Origin of the sequence: Streptomyces stelliscabiei, from assembly GCF_014873495.1 — a bacterium.
Taxonomy (GTDB): Bacteria; Actinomycetota; Actinomycetes; order Streptomycetales; family Streptomycetaceae; genus Streptomyces; species Streptomyces bottropensis.
Genome location: NZ_JADBGF010000001.1, coordinates 2,534,682 through 2,553,001, shown reverse-complemented (window position 1 = coordinate 2,553,001; position 18,320 = coordinate 2,534,682). Strand labels below are relative to the sequence as shown.

Here is an 18,320-nt window from a genome sequence, read left to right as displayed (position 1 = left end):
CATGCGCCGGCGCACCCTGCTCACCGGGCTCGCCGGTGGCCTGGCGGCCGTCGGCACCACCCCCTCCCTCACCCATGGTCACGCCCGCCGGGTCCTGCACGTGCGGCCCGGCGGGTCCGTCCAGGCCGCCGTCGACGCCGTCACCGGCCCCGGGTGGACCATCGTCGTCCACCCGGGGACGTACCGCGAGGTCGTCAACATCCCAGCAGAGAAAGGGGAGTTGATTCTGCGCGGCGCGTCCCGCGACCCCCGCGCCGCCGTCGTCGTCTTCGACCGGGCCAACGGCACCCCGAGGCCCGAGGGCGGCACCTACGGCACCGCGGGCTCCGCCACCTTCACCTCGGCGGCGGCCGGGCTGACCGTACGCGACCTGACCCTCGCCAACGACTGGCTGCGCGCGGACCATCCGGACTACACGGGGACCCAGGCGGTCGCCGCGTACGTCACGGGGGACCGCTCGCACTTCGAGAACGTCCGGTTCCTCGGCCACCAGGACACCCTCTTCGCGGACACCACCGCGCTCGACGCCTTCGACCGGCAGTACTACCGGCACTGCCACATCGAGGGTGACGTCGACTTCGTGTTCGGGCGGGCCAGGGCCGTCTTCGACGCCTGCCACTTCCGCACGCTCCGGCGCGACGTGTCCTTCACCCCCAAGGGCATGGTCTTCGCCCCGGCCACCGCCCGCGCCAACCCCTACGGCTTCCTCGTCCTGCGCGGCCGGATCACCTCCGGCGCCGAGGACGCCGCGTACAAGATCGCCCGGCCCTGGGTGCCCTCGTACGAGACGACCGCCTGGCCCTCGCTGGTCGTGCGGGACACCTGGATCGGGCCCGGGATCGACGCGGTCGCCCCGTACACCAACATGCGGGAGGCCTACCCCTGGCAGACCATGCGCTTCGGGGAGTACGCCAACTCCGGTCCGGGCGCGGTGGTCGCGGTGCCGGAGAACCGGCCGCAGCTGACGGAGGCCGAAGCCGCGACGCACACGCGCCGGACGTACCTGGGGGACTGGAGGCCCTATGGCCACCGGTGATCCGACCGGAGGCCGTGACCCCGTGGGGCGCCGCTCCTTCGTCGTGGGCGCGGGGGCGGCGGCGCTCCTGGCGGGGGCGGGAACGGCGGCGGCCGCCGGAGGCTCCGTCCCCGCCCCGGCCGCCCCGCCGGGCACCCTCCCCGACTTCTACCCCCTCCTCAAGGACGAACTCCGCTTCCCGCTGGCCTGGGGCACCTCACCCGTCCGGGACTTCCGCACCTGGCGGCGGGTGGCGCGAGCGAAGGTCGAGGAGCACCTGTTCGTCGCCCGGGACGACACGCCGTACGCACCCGAGTTCGGCGAGCGCAGCGGCGAGGGCGACGGGTTCACGCGGGAGACGGTCACCCTCTCCCTGACCCGGTACGGCCGTGTCCGGGGTGCTCTGCTCACCCCGCACGGGACCGGGCCCTTCCCGGCCGTCCTCCTCCTGCACGACCACGGCGCCAGGTTCGACATCGGCAAGGAGAAACTGGTCCGGCCCTGGTCCGACGAGAGCCGGCTGCCCTCGGCGCAGGCCTGGGCCGACCGGTACTTCGGCGGCCGGTTCGTCGGCGACGAACTGGCCCGGCGCGGCTACGTCGTCCTCGCCGTCGACGCGCTCGGCTGGGGCGACCGGGGCCCGGTCGCCTACGAGGACCAGCAGGCCCTGGCCGCCAACCTGTACAACCTGGGTTCGTCCCTCGCCGGGCTCATGGCCAGGGAGGACGTGCGCGCGGCGGGCTTCCTGGCCGGTCTCGACCGGGTGGACCGGCGCCGGGTGGCGGCCCTCGGCTTCTCGATGGGCGCGTTCCGGGCCTGGCAGACGGCCGCGCTCAGCGACGACATCGCGGCCACCGTGAGCGTCTGCTGCATGACCGGACTCAAGGAGGTCATGGTCCCCGGCAACAACATCCTGCGCGGCCAGTCCGCCTATTACATGCTCCACCCCGGGCTCGCCCGGCACCTCGACTTCCCCGACGTGGCGAGCATCGGCGCCCCCAAGCCGATGTTCTTCCTGAACGGCGGCCTCGATCCGCTGTTCCCCGCCGACGGCGTCCACGTGGCCCACGACAAGCTGCGCGCCGTCTGGCGGTCCCGCCACGCCGAGGAGCGGCTGCGGCTGCGCACCTGGCCGGACCTCGGTCATGTCTTCACCGCGCCCCAGCAGGACGAGGTCTTCGACTGGCTCGACTCCGTCCTGTGAACGACCCCACCCGCACGAGAAAGGAACCGCTCTCCATGTCTCGTCGTACCACTCTCGCCCTGGGCACCGCCCTCGCCCTCGGCGCCGGCCTGGCCGTGCTCCCCACCCAGGCGCACGCCGCCACGGTCGTCGTCGGCAACACCACCGACCTCTCCAACGCCATCAAGAACGCCACCGCCGGCACCACCATCCAGGTGCGCGGCGGCACGTACTACCCGACGGCGACCCTCCAGTCGACGGCCAACGGCAGCTCCTCCAGCCGGATATACCTCCAGCCGTACGGCTCCGAGACCGTGAAGATCGACGGCTCGAACCTCCCCGCCGGCGGCTGGATCTTCAAGCTGACCGCCGACTACTGGACCGTCTCCGGGATCACCTTCCAGAACTCCCCGGACAGCGCGGTCGTCTGCCAGTCCTGCGCCTCCACGGTCTGGGACAACATCAAGACCATCAACGGCGGCGACTCCGGCTTCACGCTCACCGGGGACGGCACCACCGACAACACCGTCCGCAACATCGACTCCTACGGCCACTACGACGCGGCCAACCACGGGGAGAACGCCGACGGCATCGCGGTCAAGTTCGGCTCCGGCTCCGGCAACCTCATCACCGGTGCCCGCCTCTACAACAACGCGGACGACGGCCTGGACTTCTGGTCCTTCTCCTCGCCCGTCACCGTCGAGCACACCTGGGCGATGGGCAACGGCAGGAACCGCTGGGGCGACTCCGCGTTCGCCGGCGACGGCAACGGCTACAAGCTGGGCGGCGACGGCGAGACCGTCGCCCATGTCATCAACAACTCGGCCGCCTGGGACAACGCGGGCAACGGCTTCACCGAGAACAGCAACAAGGGCGCCATCGTCATCAACCGCACCACCGCCTACGCCAACGCCAAGTGGGGCTACTACTTCGCCACCGGCGCGGCCCGCCTCGGCAAGAACCTGGCGGTGGGCAACAGCGGCGGCTCGGTCAACAAGGGCTCGTCGGTCGTGTCGTCCGGCAACAACTGGGACTCGGGCGTCTCGACCCCGGCCTTCCGCTCGACCAGCGCCTCGACGACGTTCAACGCCCGCTCGTCCAGCGGCACCCTGCCCGCGACCACCTTCCTGACCACGGGCAGCACCACGATCGGCGCGACCATGAACTGAACTCCGCCGCGAAACTTTCGAACAGTTTCGCGGGCGCGCGGCAACCCTTTCCCGCCGGGCGGCGACCAGGGGAACGAAGCGGGCCGGAGCGGCCCCTCCGGCCCGCTTCGTCCCTCGTCTCCCCGAGACGCGTCGCCTGCGAAAGGAACACCGTGCGTCACAGCCACGGACGCCATCGAAGAGCGCGGACCCTGTCGATCGCCGCCGCCGTGTCCGTCGCGGCGGGGGCGGGCGGCGTCCACCTCGGCCTCGCGCACGACGACGCCCGGGCCGCGGCCGCCGCGGTCACGGTCACCGTCTCCGACACCGCGTCGCTGGAGTCGGCCGTCGCGCACGCCGTCGCCGGTACGACGATCCAGGTGCGCGGTGGCACCTACCGGCCGGCACACACCCTGAGATCCACGGCGAACGGCACCGCCTCGGCCCGGATCACGCTCACCGCGTACGGCGACGAGAAGGTCAGGATCGACGGGTCCGGGCTGGCCGCCGGCTCCTGGCTCGCCGGGATCCACGGTGACTACTGGACGGTCTCCGGCCTCACCTTCCAGAACTCCCCGGCGCAGGGCTTCGTCGCCACGTCGTCGACCGGCGGAATCTTCGAGAACCTCGTCACCGCGGACAACGGCGACACCGGGTTCACCCTGCGCGGCGACGGCACCACCGACAACCTCGTGGCGAACCTGGACAGCCACGGCAACGACGACGCCGCCGGCCACGGCCGCAACGCGGACGGCATCGCCGTGAAGTTCGGCTCCGGCACCGGCAACAGGATCACCGGCGCACGCCTGTACGGCAACGCGGACGACGGGCTCGACCTCTGGCAGTTCTCCTCGCCCGTCACCGTCGAGCACTCCTGGGCCTTCGGCAACGGCAGGGACCACCGGCACGACCCCGCGTCCGAGGGCCGGGGCAACGGGTTCGAGCTGGGCGGGGGAGGGGCGACGGCCGCCCACGCGGTCGACTCCAACGCGGCCTCGGACAACGCGCTCCACGGGTTCACCGGGGACTCCAACACCGGCGCGATCCGGCTGGACCGCAACACGGCCTACGCCAACGGGGAGAGCGGGTTCTCCTTCGCGGCGGGCACGGCCCGTCTGGCCCGCAACCTGGCGGTGGACAACGGGGCGGACAGGGCCGAGCTGGGCCCTTCCACGGTGTCCACCGCGAACAGCTGGGACAGCGGCGTGAGCGCGCCGGCCTTCAGATCGACGACCCCGACCACCGTGTACGGCGCGCGGCGGGCGGACGGGTCGCTGCCAGCCACCACGTTCCTGACCACGGGCTCCACCACCATCGGAGCGACGATGCGCTGAACCGCCGCACCACGCGCGCGAAGGCGCCCCCCGCCGGTCGTCACCGGCGGGGGGCGCTGTTCGTGCCGACCCCGAGGGGGGCTCCGGTCGGCACCGCCGCCGGCCGAGGGGGCTCGGGCCGGCAGGTCCACACGGGCGGACACCATGCCCGGACCGGGGACGTCGTACTGACTGGTGTTCGAATGCCCTGTATCGACAAGGACGCCGTACGCGCACGGGTGGTTGTTCCCCCGGTCGTACGGGGATACCCGCGGCCGATCGCCCGCGAACGCGTCCGTGCCCCCGGTCCGTTCCGCGGCTGCGGTCATGTGCCCGATCCCCCGCTGGTGGTGACTGTGCTGCCTCCTGGTCGCCACCGGTGGGGACAGGGTTGCCGCCGCCGCGGATCTTCCTACGAGTCGTCCTCGTCCGAGGAGCCCTCGCCCTTGTCGTCGTGGGCCTCGAAGTCGCCCGCCACCGAGAGGTCGTCGCCGCCGGCCTTCGCCGTCATCGCGTAGCGGTCGCCGCCCGCGTCCCGGCCGCCGCGCTCGTGGTTGTACTGCCCGGCGAAGACGAACTCGCCCTTGGGGACCGTACGGCCGTCCTTGAGCACCCAGGTGTAGACCAGGAACCCGTCGTCCGTGGCGACCGTGAGGTCGAAGTCCTGCTCCGGCAGCGAGCGCCAGGCGCCGGCCGAGGTGACCCCGCCGGTCCGGGCGATCCGCAGCTGCACGGTCAGCTCGGTGAGCTGCTCGCTCGTCTTCAGGGTGAGATTGCTCTGCGCCCAGAAGTCGTTGCTGTGCGGGTCGACCGAGCCGTCCGACCAGAGCGGACCGTCCCTCTCGTCCCCCGAGGAGGGCAGCGTCGGCGCGGTCGTGTCCTTGGCCGACGGGCTCTGCGACGGGGTCGAGCGGGGTTTCGTCTCCTGCTTCCCGCCGGCGCTCGGGCTCGGACGGTCGGGAGGGATCGGGGCCCGGCTCGTCGCGGCCGGGGAGTCGACCGGGGTCGGGGAGACCACGACGGTCCCCCGGTCGGCCGGCGCCGTCTCCTCGCCCTTCACCGCGGAGGCGACCGCGTAACCGCCCACCGCGAGCACACTCGCGACACCGGCGGTGGCCGTGACCACCCGCACCCAGCCCCACAGCGGCGGCCGGGTCGCCTTGCGGCTCCGGCGCTCCTCGGGGGCCGCCATACCGCGCTCGATCCGGGCCAGGATGCGGGCGCGGTCGGGCTCGTGCGCCTCGGCCGACTCACGCAGCCGGGCGCGCAGATCCTCGTGCACGTCCCTCATCGGTCCCTTCCTCCACTGCCCGGCGCGCCCGCACCGGTCACACTCGCGCCCCTCACGCCCCCGCCCGTGATGCCGGCGTGCATACGCCGTGGCGCGTTCTCGGTGCCGAGCAGCTTCTGCAGTTCGGCCATGCCCTTGGACGTCTGGCTCTTCACGGTACCGACCGAGACACCGAGGGCCAGCGCCGTGTCCTTCTCCGAGAGGTCGAAAGCATGCCGCAGCACCACGCACGCCCGCTTGCGGAAGGGCAGTCTGCGCAGCGCCGACTGGACGTCGACCACGCCGGGCACATCGGGATTCTCGGTCTTCTCCTCGCGCTGCGACCAGAACAGCGTGATCCTGCGGCGCTCACGGACCGCGCTGCGGATCCGGGTGCGGGCCAGGTTGGCGACGACGCCACGGGCGTACGCCACCGGATGGTCCGCCGCGCGGACCCGGTCCCAGCGGTGCCACATCGCGAGCAACGCGTCCGCGGCCAGGTCGTCGGCGGCGTCCGCCTCACCCGTCAACAGGTGCGCGAGACGGGAGAGTTCGGCATAGTGCCGTTCGAAGAAGGCGTGGAACTCCACGGAGGCTGCGTCGTCGACGACAGTGCCCACGGGACCTCTCTTCTCGCTGCGGCCACGGCAGCCCATCCGGCTGCCTGTGCGAGTCATGTGAATGACATGTGATCGTCCGAGGTCGACCCCCGACGAGATCCGGAAGAGTAGCAGTGATCGTGAACGAGGTTCGTACGCGGCTTCGAACGCCGTCTTGCAGGGAGAACTCCGTTTTCGTAACACGGAGAAAACCTGAACCAGGTTCAACGGGGGAACAATCCAGCCAGCATCCGCGCGTAGTCCACGCATGTCACTAGGAGCACCGTTCATGTCCGACGCACAGAAGGTGGCCGACCGGCCCGCAGCCGGACCACCCGGGGCGAACAGCGTCGATCGCTTCTTCAAGATCAGCGCCCGAGGGTCCACCTTCGCCCGTGAGATACGCGGCGGCCTCGCCACGTTCTTCACGATGGCGTACATCCTTGTCCTGAATCCCATCATCCTCGGCAACGCCAAGGACAAGTTCGGCCACACCCTCGACGGCGCCGAACTCGTCACCGCCACCGCCCTCGTGGCCGCGGTGATGACGATCATCATGGGCGTCGGCGGCAACCTGCCCCTCGCCCTCGCCGCCGGCCTCGGACTCAACGCGGTCGTCGCCTTCCAGATAGCCCCGCTGATGAGCTGGCCCGACGCGATGGGCCTGGTCGTCCTCGAAGGCCTGCTGATCTGCGTCCTGGTGGCCACGGGCCTGCGCGAGGCCGTCATGCACGCCATCCCGCAACCGCTCAAGCAGGCGATCAGCGTCGGCATCGGCCTGTTCATCGCCTTCATCGGTTTCGTCGACGCCGGCTTCGTCAGCCGCATACCCGACATCGCCGGCACCACCGTGCCGGTCCAACTCGGCGCCGGCGGCGCGCTGTCCGGCTGGCCCGTACTCGTCTTCTGTCTCGGTGTCCTGCTGACCATCGCCCTGCTCGCCCGCAAGGTGCGGGGCGCGATCCTCATCAGCATCCTGACGATGACGGTCGTCGCGATCGTGATCAACTCGGTGGCCGACATCAAGAGCTGGGGCCTCACCACCCCGAAGGTCCCGGCCGACCTCGTCGCCGCCCCCGAGTTCGGACTGATCGGCGACTTCAGCCTGTTCGGCTCGTTCGGCGAGACCACCGTCATCACGGTCGTCCTGCTGATCTTCACGCTGCTGCTGTCGGACTTCTTCGACACCATGGGCACGGTCGTCGGCATCACCGCCGAGGCGGGCCTGCTGGACGAGGAGGGCAAGGTCCCGAACCTCGGCCGGGTCCTCCTCATCGACGGCGCGGCGGCCGTCGCGGGCGGCGCCGCCTCCTCGTCCTCCGCGACCTCCTACATCGAGTCCGCGGCCGGCGTCGGCGAGGGCGCGCGCACCGGCTTCTCCAACCTGGTCACCGGCGGCCTCTTCGCGGTGGCGCTCTTCCTGACCCCGCTGCTGACCATCGTCCCCATGCAGGCCGCCGCGCCCGCGCTCGTCGCCGTCGGCTTCCTGATGATGACCCAGGTCAAGCACATCGACTGGGACAGGTACGAGATAGCCATCCCGGCGTTCCTCACCATCGCCGTCATGCCGTTCACCTACTCCATCACCAACGGCATCGGCGCCGGCTTCCTCGCCTTCGTCCTCATCAAGACGGTCCTCGGCAGGGCGAAGGAGATCCACTGGCTGCTGTGGGCCACCTCGGTCCTGTTCCTCGTCTACTTCGCGATCAACCCGATCCAGCAGCTGTTCGGGGTGAAGTGACACCGCTCGCCCACTGACGGCGAAGGGCCGCCCTCCGGGGGGAGTGAGGGCGGCCCTTCTTCTTCGGATGGTTCGGGGGTGCCTCAGTTCTTCAGCGCGGCCTCCATGACCGCCTTGGCCACCGGCGCCGCCAGCCCGTTGCCGCTGACCTCCGACCGGGCCGCGTTCGACTGCTCCACGACGACCGCGACGGCGACCTCCTTGCCGTCGGCCTTCGCGTACGACGTGAACCAGGCGTACGGGGTCTTGCTGTTGTTCTCGCCGTGCTGGGCCGTGCCGGTCTTGCCGCCCACCCTCGCCCCGCTGATCCGCGCGTTCGTGCCCGTGCCGTCCTCGACGACCGTCCGCATCGCCGACTGCAGCTGCTCCGCGGTGTCGGCGCTCATGATCTCCTTCGTGTCCGCGTCGGCGTCGTAGTCCTCCAGGACGTCGCCACCCCCGTCGGTGATCTGCGCCACCATGTGCGGCGAGACCAGCTTGCCGCCGTTCGCGATCGCCGCCGACACCATCGCCATCTGCAGTGGCGTCGCGGTGACGTCGTACTGGCCGATGCCTGTCAGGGCTGTGGAGGATTCGTCCATGTCCGAGGGGTAGACGCTCTCGTAGGCCCGCACCGGCACGTCCTGCGTCTTGTCGTCGAAGCCGAACTTCTCGGCCATCGCCCGCACCTTGTCCTGCCCGAGCTTGACGGCCATCCTCGCGAAGACGTTGTTGCACGAGTACTGCAGCGCCGTACGGATCGTGGCGTTCGTGCACGGCGCGCTCGGGTTCTCGTTCGACAGCTCCGTGCGCGTGCCCGGCAGGGTGTACGGGTCCGGGCTGTCGGTCCTGGTGTCCACCGACGCGTACAGCCCGTCCTCCAGCGCGGCCGCCGCCACGACCAGCTTGAACGTCGACCCCGGTGGCAGCGGCTGGCGCAGCGCCCGGTTGGTCAGCGGCTTGTCCGGGTCGGCGTTCAACTTCTTCCAGGCCGTACCGGCGGTGCCCGCGTCCGTGAGCGAGGACGGGTCGTACGACGGCGTCGACACCACCGCGAGGATGCGCCCGGTGGCCGGGTCGATCGCCACGGCCGCGCCCTTCTTGTCGCCGAGGGCGTCGAACGCGGCCTTCTGCACGGCCGGTTCGATCGTGGTGATCACGTTGCCCGGCTCGGCCCGCTCGCCGGTGACCGTGTCCATCACGGTCTTCAGCCGCAGGTCGGTGCCGTCGAGCAGGTCCTTGTAGACGCCCTCCAGCTGCGTCGGCGCGTAGGCCTGCGAGGCGTAGCCCGTGACCGCCGCGTACAGCTCGCCGTCCTTGTACGTGCGCTTGTACGCGAGGTCGCTGTCCCTCGTCCGGCCCGAGCCGGTGATCGAGTCGCCGGCCACGACGATGTTCCCCAGCGGGTCCGCGTACGTCTTGATCGCGTTGCGCCGGTTGTCCTGGTCGTCCGCGAGCGCCGTGCCCTCGTAGAACTGCACCCACGTCGCCCGCCCCAGCAGAGCGAGCACGAGCAGCAGGATGAAGACGGCGGAGCGCCTGATCGTCTTGTTCATGGCACCCGTAAGGACGAGCGGAACGCGATCGGTCGTTCCCCTCGGCCGGTTTTCTCATGGGCTCCTCATGAAAGCGGGGTTGACCCCGGGGCGTCGGCCGGGGTGCGCGCCCCGGCCGGCTCAGAGCCGCCGCGTCGCCAGCGTCAGCCGGTCCCGTGCGTCGAAGAGGGCGTCCTTGACCAGCTGCTCGTGGGCGGGCGTCAGCCGGGCCACGGGGACCGAGCAGCTGATGGCGTCACGGGCGGGCGTGCGGTACGGGATCGCCACGCCGAAGCAGCGCAGCCCGAGCGTGTTCTCCTCGCGGTCCACGGAGAAGCCCTGGTCGCGGATCTGCCGCAGCTCCTCGATGAGCCGCTCCCGGTCGGTGATCGTGTGCTCGGTCAGCGCGGGCAGGGTCTCCGGGAGCATCTTGCGGACCTGCTCGTCGGTGTGCGTGGCCAGCAGCGCCTTGCCGAGCGAGGTGGAGTGGGCGGGCAGCCGGCGGCCGACCCGGGTGAAGGGGCGCAGATAGTGCTGCGACTGCCGGGTGGCCAGGTAGACGACGTTCGTGCCGTCGAGGCGGGCCAGGTGGATCGTCTCGGTGGTGTCGTCCGACAGCCGGTCCAGCGTCGGCCGGGCCAGGGCCACCACCTCGTCGCCGTCGATGTAGGACGTGCCCACGAGCAGTGCCCGCACCCCGATGCCGTACCGGGTGCCCGTCGCGTCCGTCTCGACCCAGCCCAGCTCCACCAGGGTCCGGAGCAACATGTAGAGACTGGATTTGGGGTAACCGACGGCTTCCTGGACGGCCGCCAGGGAGTGCATTCCGGGGCGCCCGGCGAAGTATTCGAGCAGCTCAACGGTCCTCACCGCCGACTTGACCTGCGCTCCGCCGCCCGTCTCGACTGCCGACATCGCCCTTGACCCCTTCGTTGGACGGGAAATAGTCTCCGACTGAGTATTCATCATCAGAGACAGCGTTCAGCATATCGAACGACCCTGGTGAATGACCCAGAAATACCCCTGGGAATTGACCCAGATATACGTGGAGGAACCCGCGGTGGCAGCAGCACCAGTCTGGAGTGTCGACCCCCGAACCGGGAAGCAGCGCGAGCAGGTTGCGGTGGAGGCCACAGCCCAGGAGGTGGACGCCGCCGTCCGCGCGGCGCACGCCGCCCGCGCCTCCCTGGCCGACCGCACGGTCCGTGCGGCCTTCCTGCGCTCCGCCGCCGACCAGCTCCAGGCGGCCAAGGACCAACTCGTCGAGGTCGCCGACGCCGAGACGGCGCTCGGCCCGGTCCGGCTCACCGGCGAACTCGCCCGCACCTGCTACCAGCTGCGGGCCTTCGCCGACATCGTGGACGAGGGTGCCTTCCTCGACGTGGTGATCAACCACCCCGACGACACCGCCACCCCGCCCATCCCGGACCTGCGCCGCTACAAGGTCCCCCTCGGTGTCGTCGCCGTCTACTCGGCGTCCAACTTCCCCTTCGCCTTCTCCGTCCCCGGCGGCGACACCGCGAGCGCGCTGGCCGCCGGCTGCCCGGTGGTCGTCAAGGCGCACCCCGACCACCCGGCGCTGTCCGAGCTGGTCGCGATCGTGCTGCGCCGGGCCGCCGCCGAGCACGGCATCCCCGAGGGCGTCCTCGGCCTCGTGCACGGCTTCGAGGCGGGCGTCGAGCTGGTCAAGCACCCGCTCGTCACCGCCGCCGGCTTCACCGGTTCGGTACGCGGCGGCCGGGCCCTGTTCGACGCGGCCGCCGCCCGGCCCGTGCCGATCCCGTTCCACGGCGAGCTGGGCTCCCTGAACCCCGTGCTCATCACCGAGGCCGCCGCCGCCGAGCGCGCCGAGGCGATCGGCGCCGGACTCGCCGGGTCGATGACCCTCGGCGTCGGGCAGTTCTGCGTGAAGCCCGGCCTGGTGCTGGCGCCCGCCGGTGACGCCGGTGACCGCCTGCTCAAGTCCCTCACCGACGCGGTCAGCGACGTCGGCTCCGGGGTCCTGCTGGACCACCGGATGCGCGACAACTTCCTCGCCGGTGTCGCCGAGCGTGCCGAACTGCCCGAGGTGGAGTCGCCGGTGACCGCCGGCGCGGGCGGCGACCACACCGTCAGCCCCGGATTCCTGACCGTCCCCGCGGAGAAGCTGGCGACCGAGGGCGAGCACGACCTGCTCCTGGAGGAGTGCTTCGGGCCGCTCACGGTCGTGGCGCGCTACACGGACGAGGACGAGGCCAAGTCCGTGCTGTCCCGGCTGCCGGGCAACCTCACCGCGACCGTGCACGTGTCCGGTGAGGAGGCCGCCGAGGGCGGGCGCGGACCGGAGCTGCTGGCCGAGCTGACGCCGCTGGCGGGCCGCGTGCTCGTGAACGGCTGGCCGACGGGCGTGGCCGTGGCCGCCGCCCAGCACCACGGCGGGCCCTACCCGGCGACGACCTCCACGTCCACGTCGGTGGGCGGAACCGCGATCGAGCGCTGGCTGCGACCGGTCGCCTACCAGGGGGCGCCCGAGGCGCTGCTCCCGCCGGAGCTGCGGGACGACAACCCGCTGGGCTTGCCGCGGCGCTTCGACGGCCGCCTGGAGCGCTAGCGGTGCGGGCGCTCGGCCCGCTTCGGGCCGAGCGCCGGACACGGTGGTTCACGCAGCTTCCCGCGCCCCCGAAAGGCCCACTGCCGTGGGCCGGGAGCTGCGAGAATCCCCCCATGGACGTCGACATCCCCGAACTCCCGTTCTCGCTCCGTACATACGGTCCCGATGGGCACTGGTCCTACGAGGACGGGGTGCTCACCGGGTGGGCCGGTGCCCGGCAGGACCGGTTCGTGCCACCCACCGGCGAGGCGCTGGACCCCGCTTCGGACGCGCCCCGGCTGCTGGGGGCGCCGGAAGGGGACTTCCAGCTGATCGCGAGGGTCACGGTCGGCTTCGGCGCCGGATTCGACGCGGGCGTGCTGTACGTGCACGTGGGGGAGCGGGCCTGGGCGAAGCTCTGCCTGGAGTACTCGCCTGACGTGCCGACCGTGTGCACGGTGGTCACCCGGGGCCACTCGGACGACGCCAACTCCTTCACCGTGGACGGCAGTTCGGTATGGCTGCGGGTCAGCCGCACCGGCCGCGCCTTCGCCTTCCACGCCTCGCGCGACGGCAAGCGCTGGATCTTCGTCCGCCTCTTCACCCTCTCCGACCCCTACGAGAGCGGTGCCGCCCTCGTCGGCTTCATGACCCAGTCCCCGATGGGTGAGGGCTGCGTGGTCACCTACGACGAGATCGAGTTCCGCCCGAACTGGCCCAAGGACCTGAGAAACGGCAGCTGAGGCGCGCCTCGGGCCCTCACGGTGACCGGAAAGGGCGTGGCCGGGAATGAGCCGAGCTGCTTGAACGTTCACCAATCCTGGAGGCGGGGGCCGTCTCCGTCATACCCGTACGACCTGGAGAGAGCTGACACCATGCGCGTCGAGATCTGGAGCGACATCGCCTGCCCCTGGTGCTACGTGGGCAAGGCCCGCTTCGAGAAGGCCCTCGCCGCCTTCCCGCACCGCGACGGCGTCGAGGTGGTGCACCGCTCCTACGAGCTCGACCCGGGCCGCGCCAAGGACGACATCCAGCCGGTCCTCACCATGCTGAGCAAGAAGTACGGGATGAGCGAGGCGCAGGCCCAGGCCGGCGAGCACAACCTGCGCGAGCAGGCCGGCGCCGAGGGCCTCGCCTACCGGGCCGAGGGCCGTGACCACGGCAGCACCTTCGACATGCATCGCCTGCTGCACTTCGCCAAGGAGCAGGGCCGCCAGAGCGAGCTGCTCCAGGCCTTCTACCGGGCGAACTTCGCCGAGGAGCGGTCCGTGTACGCCGACGCGGACGAGTACCTGGTCGAGCTGGCCGTGGCGGCGGGACTGGAGGAGAGTGCGGTCCGCACGGTGCTCACCGACTCCGGCGCGTACGCCGACGCCGTCCGCGCGGACGAGCGCGAGGCGGCGGAGCTGGGGGCGAACGGGGTGCCGTTCTTCGTGCTCGACCGCACGTACGGGGTGTCCGGCGCCCAGCCCGCCGAGGTGTTCGAGCGGGCGCTCACGCAGGCGTGGGGCGAGCGGCCCGCGCCCCTGAAGGTCGTCGCGGCCGAGGGCGCGGACGCCTGCGGACCCGACGGATGTGCCGTGCCGCAGTAGCCGCGGTGAGGCCTGCGGCGCAGGTCAGCGGCCATCCATAAGTATCGCTTGGGGAAATCGCGCAGAACATCTCCATGGACGTGGGATGCGCGGGGGCCCACAGTGGAGCCATGGAGACCTTCGAGAGCCTCGTCCGGACCGAGTTCGCCCCGAAGAACACCTATCTGAACACCGCGAGTACGGGACTGCTGCCGGCCCGCACGGTCGACGCGATGAAGGCCGGTGTGGACTCGGTCGCGGCCGGGCAGCCGCAGGACATGTTCGCCGACGTGGAGGCCGCGCGGGCGGCCTTCGGGCGGATCGTCGGGGTGCCGGACAGCCGTGTGGCGGCCGGCGCCTCGGTCGCCGTCTACAGCGGACTGGTCGCCGCCTCGCTGCCCGAGGGCGCCGAGGTGCTGACCGCCGAGGCCGACTTCACCTCCCTCGTGAACCCCTTCCACGTGCGCGGCGACCTCAAGGTGCGCCAGGTCCCGCTGGAGCGCGTCGCGGAGTCGGTCCGCCCCGGCACGGCGCTCGTCGCGGTCAGCGCCGCCCAGTCCGCAGACGGCCGGATCGCCGACCTGCCCGCGATCCGGGAGGCCGCGCTGACCCACGGCGCGCGCACGTACGTCGACGCGTCGCAGTCCGCCGGCTGGCTCCCGATCGAGGCGGACGCGTACGACTACGTCGTCTCCGTCGCCTTCAAGTGGCTCCTCTGTCCGCGCGGAGTGACCTTCCTGGTCGTCCCGGAGGACCTCGGCGGCCTCACCCCCCTCTTCGCCGGCTGGGTCGCGGGACAGGAACCGTGGGACAGCTGCTACGGCCCGGTCGAGGAACTCGCCCGCTCCGCCCGCCGGTTCGACGAGAGCCCGAGCCTGTTCTCGTACGCCGGCGCACGCCGGTCCCTGGCGCTGATCGAGGAATTGGGCGTCCCCCGCGTGCGGGACCACGACCTGGCGCTGGCCGGCCGGTTCCGCGCGGGCCTCGCCGGCCTCGGCCACGAGCCCGTTCCGGCGCCCGGATCGGCGATCGTCTCGGTGCCCGGACTCGGCCACCAGCAGGCGGAACTGAGCCGGGCCGGCGTCGAGGTCTCCGATCGCGCGGGCCATCTGCGGGCCGCCTTCCACCTGTACAACACGCCCGCGGATGTCGACCGCCTCCTGGACGTCCTGTCCGGCTGAGTTCACGAGACCCACTGGCGCGGGACCGGGCGAGGGCGCTAGGAAGGCTTCACGAGGTGGTGGTGCCGGTGGAGCCGACGCTCGAACAGCCGTCCTTCGATGTGGAGTTGCATCGGCGGCTGGTGTACGGGGACGAGTCCGCGCTGCGTGAGGCGTACGCGGTGTACGGGGGACTCGTCCGGCGGGTGGCCGCCCGGGTCACCCGCAGCCCGGCAGCCGCCGAGGACGTGGCGCAGGAGGTCTTCGCCCAGCTGTGGAGCAGGCCGTACGGCTTCGACGCGCGCCGGGGCTCGCTGCGCACCTGGCTCTCCATGCTCGCCCACCGGCGGGCCGTGGACTGGGTGCGCGACGAGGCCCGGCACCGCAGGGACGCCCGCGCGGACGACTCCGCGCTGCACGCCGTCCCCGACCCCCGGCCCGGCCCGGACGAGGCGGTCGTCGACCGCGAGCGCTCCCTGCTGCTGCACACCGCCCTCGCCGGACTCCCGCGCCCCCAGCGGGAGGTGGTCCACCTCGCCTACTTCGCGGGCCGCACCTACCGCCAGGCCGCCGTCGAACTGGGCATACCCGAGGGCACCGCGAAGACCCGGCTCCGCTCGGCCCTGCGCACCCTGGCCCGCTCCCTCGCGGACCCACCGGACCCGGCGGCGGTGAGGGGCGCGTGATGGGGGCGTACGTGACCGCCGGGACCGCGCCGGTCGTGCGTATCGTGGACGGGGCAGGGCGAAAGGGCGGCGCGCGATGACCAACGACCACGACGGGGTACGGGAGCTGCTGGCCGCCTGGGCGGTCGGCGCGCTGCCCCCCGGCGACCGGCGGACGGTCCCCCTGCACCTGGCCGGCTGCGAGTCGTGCGCGGCGGAGGCCGAACGGCTCCGCGACACCGTACGCCTGCTGGACGGCGGGCCGGTCCCCGCCCGTGACGGTGCCGACGCCCCGGGCACCGGCGCCGACGGCGTCCTCGCGCTCGCCCTGCGCTCCCGCCGCCCCCGCGCCGCCGAGATCGCCCACCACGCCGCCCCCTACGCCGCCGCCGTGGCCGGACTCCAGGCGCTGGTACCGGAGGTGGACGGCCGCTGGGGCACACCGGTGGTGCACGACTGGGACGCGCACGCCACGGTCGCGCACCTCGTCGCCGCCGACGAGCACCTCGCCGTACACCTCGGCCTGGACCCGCCCCTGCCCGCCTCGCACATCCCGGAGGGGATGCCCGCCGGGGATGCCTGGGCCCGGCGCACCGCCGACGTCATCGCCCACGAGCACGGGCGCACCCCGGCGGAGACGGTCGCCACCTGGGCCGCGCAGGCCGCCGCGCTGCTGGCCACCCCCGAGGCCGCCGACCCCGAACTCGCCGCCCGCCCCGTCTCGGTGATGGGCCTGCGGCTGCCGGTCGCCGACCACTTCGTGGTCCGCGCCTTCGAGGCATGGATCCACACGGACGACATCGGCCGCGCGCTCGGCCTCCCCGTCCCCCCGCCCCCGGACGAACACCTCTGGTCCCTGGTCCGCCTGGCGGTCCGCATCCTCGGTCTGGCCCTCCACGACGCGGCCCCCGTCCTCTTCGAGGTCACCGGCCCCACCGGCACCAGCTGGATCCTCGGTGACGACACCGGTCCCGTACGGGCCGAACTCACCCTGGATCCCGTGGACTTCTGCCTCCTGGTCGGTGGCCGTCACACCCCGGGGGGCGTCCCCAGAGGCATCACGGGCGACGCGGCCGCCGCCCGGAACGTGCTGGACAGGGCGGCGTCACTGGCCTGGCTGTGAACGCGCGAAAGGGCCGGGCGGCCGCTCAGGGGCAGCGGCCGCCCGGCCCGGCCCGGGTGACGGTGAGGTCACCGCACGGGCCCGGATCCGGTGCTCAGCGCACCGGGGTGAAGTCTCGCGCGCCGATGAACTCGGGCCGCCGTACCGGCGCCGAGAACGGCTCGACCGCCGTGTTCTCCACGCTGTTGAAGACGATGAAGACGTTGCTGCGCGGGAACGGCGTGATGTTGTCGCCGGAGCCGTGCATGCAGTTGCAGTCGAACCAGGTCGCCGAACCGGCCTTGCCCGTGAACAGCTTGATGCCGTACTCGGAGGCCATGGCCGTCAGCGCCTCGTCGGACGGGGTGCCGGCGTCCTGCATCTGCAGCGACTTCTTGTAGTTGTCCTTGGGGGTGGCCCCCGCACAGCCGAGGAACGTCCGGTGCGACCCCGGCATGATCATCAGGCCGCCGTTGGTGTCGTGGTTCTCGGTCAGGGCGATCGAGACGGACACCGTCCGCATGTTCGGCAGACCGTCCTCGGCGTGCCAGGTCTCGAAGTCGGAGTGCCAGTAGAAGCCGGAGGCGCCGAACCCCGGCTTGACGTTGATCCGCGACTGGTGGACGTAGACGTCCGAGCCGAGGATCTGCCGGGCCCGTCCGACGACCCGCTCGTCGCGCACCAGCCGGGCGAAGATCTCGCTGATCCGGTGCACCTCGAAGACCGACCGGATCTCCTGCGACTGCGGCTCGACGATCGAGCGCTCGTCGGCGCGGATCGCCGGATCGGCGACGAGCCGCTCCAGCTCCTGCCGGTAGACGGCGACCTCGTCCGGCGCGATGAGCTGCTCGACGGGCAGGAAGCCGTCGCGCTCGTAGGCCTGGAGTTCGGTGAGGGAGACCGGGCCGGGCGTGGTGGGGGCGCCCCAGACGACCGGGTCCTGACGCGGGACCGACACCTCGGTGGCCCCACGGCTGGGGTAGAGGTCGGGCACGGTGGTGGCAGTGTTCATCGTGGTGGTCGTGGTCATGGTGATGTCACACCTCCTCGGGCTCGGTGAGCAGCGGGTAGACGCCGTTCTCGTCGTGGTCCTCCCGGCCGGTCACGGGCGGGTTGAACACGCAGACGCAGCGGAAGTCCTCCTTCACCCGCAGCGTGTGCCGCTCGTGCCCGTCGAGGAGGTACATGGTGCCGGGCGTGATCGTGTAACTCCGCCCGGTCTCCTGGTCGGTGAGCTCGGCCTCGCCCTCGACGCACACGACGGCCTCGACGTGGTTCGCGTACCACATCGACGTCTCGGTCCCCGCGTACAGGACCGTCTCGTGGAGGGAGAAGCCGACCCGCTCCCGGGCGAGCACGATCCGCTTGCTCTCCCAGGTGCCGGACGCCGACTTCACATGCCGGTCGGTTCCTTCGATGTCCTTGAACGAACGGACGATCACGGTGTTGCGATGCCTCCTAGTTAGGTGC

At 71.7% G+C, this 18,320-nt stretch carries 17 protein-coding genes; 11 read left to right on the top strand and 6 right to left on the bottom strand.

Annotated elements, in window-relative coordinates:
- Nucleotide 1 precedes the first annotated feature (1 nt).
- From H4687_RS11180 to H4687_RS11165, 4 genes are all read left to right on the top strand, one after another.
- A complete protein-coding gene (locus tag H4687_RS11180) occupies nt 2–1,036 on the top strand; it encodes a pectinesterase family protein (RefSeq protein WP_046917906.1) in 1,035 nt (344 codons plus the stop codon).
- Nucleotides 1,023–2,219, top strand: a complete 1,197-nt coding sequence (locus tag H4687_RS11175) for a dienelactone hydrolase family protein (RefSeq protein ID WP_050398315.1) — start codon at nt 1,023–1,025, stop codon at nt 2,217–2,219. The genes H4687_RS11180 and H4687_RS11175 overlap by 14 nt, the downstream gene beginning before the upstream one ends.
- A gap of 35 nt (nt 2,220–2,254) precedes the next feature.
- Nucleotides 2,255–3,367, top strand: a complete 1,113-nt coding sequence (locus tag H4687_RS11170; RefSeq protein ID WP_046913321.1) for a right-handed parallel beta-helix repeat-containing protein — start codon at nt 2,255–2,257, stop codon at nt 3,365–3,367.
- Nucleotides 3,368–3,519: 152 nt separating this feature from the next.
- The gene (locus tag H4687_RS11165; protein WP_046913320.1) at nt 3,520–4,680 is read left to right on the top strand and encodes a right-handed parallel beta-helix repeat-containing protein; all 1,161 of its coding nucleotides are present in this window, start codon (nt 3,520–3,522) and stop codon (nt 4,678–4,680) included.
- Between the two features lie 391 nt (nt 4,681–5,071).
- On the opposite strand, the gene H4687_RS11160 is transcribed toward H4687_RS11165, so the two are convergent.
- Together H4687_RS11160 and H4687_RS11155 are read right to left on the bottom strand one after the other, a co-directional pair.
- Complete coding sequence (locus tag H4687_RS11160) at nt 5,072–5,950, bottom strand: hypothetical protein (RefSeq protein ID WP_046913319.1); 879 nt, start codon at nt 5,948–5,950, stop codon at nt 5,072–5,074.
- Nucleotides 5,947–6,549: a SigE family RNA polymerase sigma factor gene (locus H4687_RS11155; protein ID WP_046913318.1), complete on the bottom strand. Its 603-nt coding sequence runs from the start codon at nt 6,547–6,549 to the stop codon at nt 5,947–5,949. Before H4687_RS11155 ends, H4687_RS11160 begins: the two co-directional genes overlap by 4 nt.
- 268 nt (nt 6,550–6,817) lie before the next feature.
- Between H4687_RS11155 and H4687_RS11150 the strand changes: the two genes are divergently transcribed.
- Entirely contained in the window at nt 6,818–8,269 is a 1,452-nt protein-coding gene (locus H4687_RS11150; RefSeq protein WP_046913317.1) for an NCS2 family permease, read from the top strand.
- A gap of 83 nt (nt 8,270–8,352) precedes the next feature.
- On the opposite strand, the gene H4687_RS11145 is transcribed toward H4687_RS11150, so the two are convergent.
- Together H4687_RS11145 and H4687_RS11140 are read right to left on the bottom strand one after the other, a co-directional pair.
- A complete protein-coding gene (locus H4687_RS11145) occupies nt 8,353–9,804 on the bottom strand; it encodes a peptidoglycan D,D-transpeptidase FtsI family protein (RefSeq protein ID WP_046913316.1) in 1,452 nt (483 codons plus the stop codon).
- Between the two features lie 120 nt (nt 9,805–9,924).
- Nucleotides 9,925–10,698, bottom strand: a complete 774-nt coding sequence (locus H4687_RS11140) for an IclR family transcriptional regulator (protein ID WP_005477746.1) — start codon at nt 10,696–10,698, stop codon at nt 9,925–9,927.
- Nucleotides 10,699–10,843: 145 nt separating this feature from the next.
- Here H4687_RS11140 and H4687_RS11135 point away from each other — a divergent pair, with 145 nt between their 5' ends.
- From H4687_RS11135 to H4687_RS11110, 6 genes are all read left to right on the top strand, one after another.
- Nucleotides 10,844–12,373, top strand: a complete 1,530-nt coding sequence (locus H4687_RS11135) for an aldehyde dehydrogenase (NADP(+)) (protein ID WP_078907187.1) — start codon at nt 10,844–10,846, stop codon at nt 12,371–12,373.
- Between the two features lie 113 nt (nt 12,374–12,486).
- Complete coding sequence (locus tag H4687_RS11130) at nt 12,487–13,095, top strand: DUF1349 domain-containing protein (RefSeq protein ID WP_046913314.1); 609 nt, start codon at nt 12,487–12,489, stop codon at nt 13,093–13,095.
- A gap of 132 nt (nt 13,096–13,227) precedes the next feature.
- Nucleotides 13,228–13,944 (top strand): DsbA family oxidoreductase, encoded by a 717-nt coding sequence (locus H4687_RS11125; RefSeq protein ID WP_046913313.1) that lies wholly within the window; start codon nt 13,228–13,230, stop codon nt 13,942–13,944.
- A 110-nt stretch (nt 13,945–14,054) separates the two neighbouring features.
- Nucleotides 14,055–15,104, top strand: coding sequence for an aminotransferase class V-fold PLP-dependent enzyme (locus tag H4687_RS11120; RefSeq protein ID WP_046913312.1), 1,050 nt, complete (start codon nt 14,055–14,057; stop codon nt 15,102–15,104).
- Nucleotides 15,105–15,160: 56 nt separating this feature from the next.
- Nucleotides 15,161–15,769: an RNA polymerase sigma factor gene (locus H4687_RS11115; protein WP_046913311.1), complete on the top strand. Its 609-nt coding sequence runs from the start codon at nt 15,161–15,163 to the stop codon at nt 15,767–15,769.
- A gap of 76 nt (nt 15,770–15,845) precedes the next feature.
- On the top strand, nt 15,846–16,871 hold the full coding sequence (locus tag H4687_RS11110; protein WP_078907190.1) for a maleylpyruvate isomerase family mycothiol-dependent enzyme: 1,026 nt from the start codon (nt 15,846–15,848) through the stop codon (nt 16,869–16,871).
- 94 nt (nt 16,872–16,965) lie between these two features.
- Here H4687_RS11110 and thpD read toward each other — a convergent pair whose 3' ends face one another.
- Both thpD and H4687_RS11100 read right to left on the bottom strand, forming a co-directional pair.
- A complete protein-coding gene (gene thpD / locus H4687_RS11105) occupies nt 16,966–17,880 on the bottom strand; it encodes an ectoine hydroxylase (protein WP_179860156.1) in 915 nt (304 codons plus the stop codon).
- Nucleotides 17,881–17,887: 7 nt separating this feature from the next.
- Nucleotides 17,888–18,292, bottom strand: a complete 405-nt coding sequence (locus H4687_RS11100) for an ectoine synthase (protein ID WP_046920322.1) — start codon at nt 18,290–18,292, stop codon at nt 17,888–17,890.
- Between the last annotated feature and the right edge of the window lie 28 nt (nt 18,293–18,320).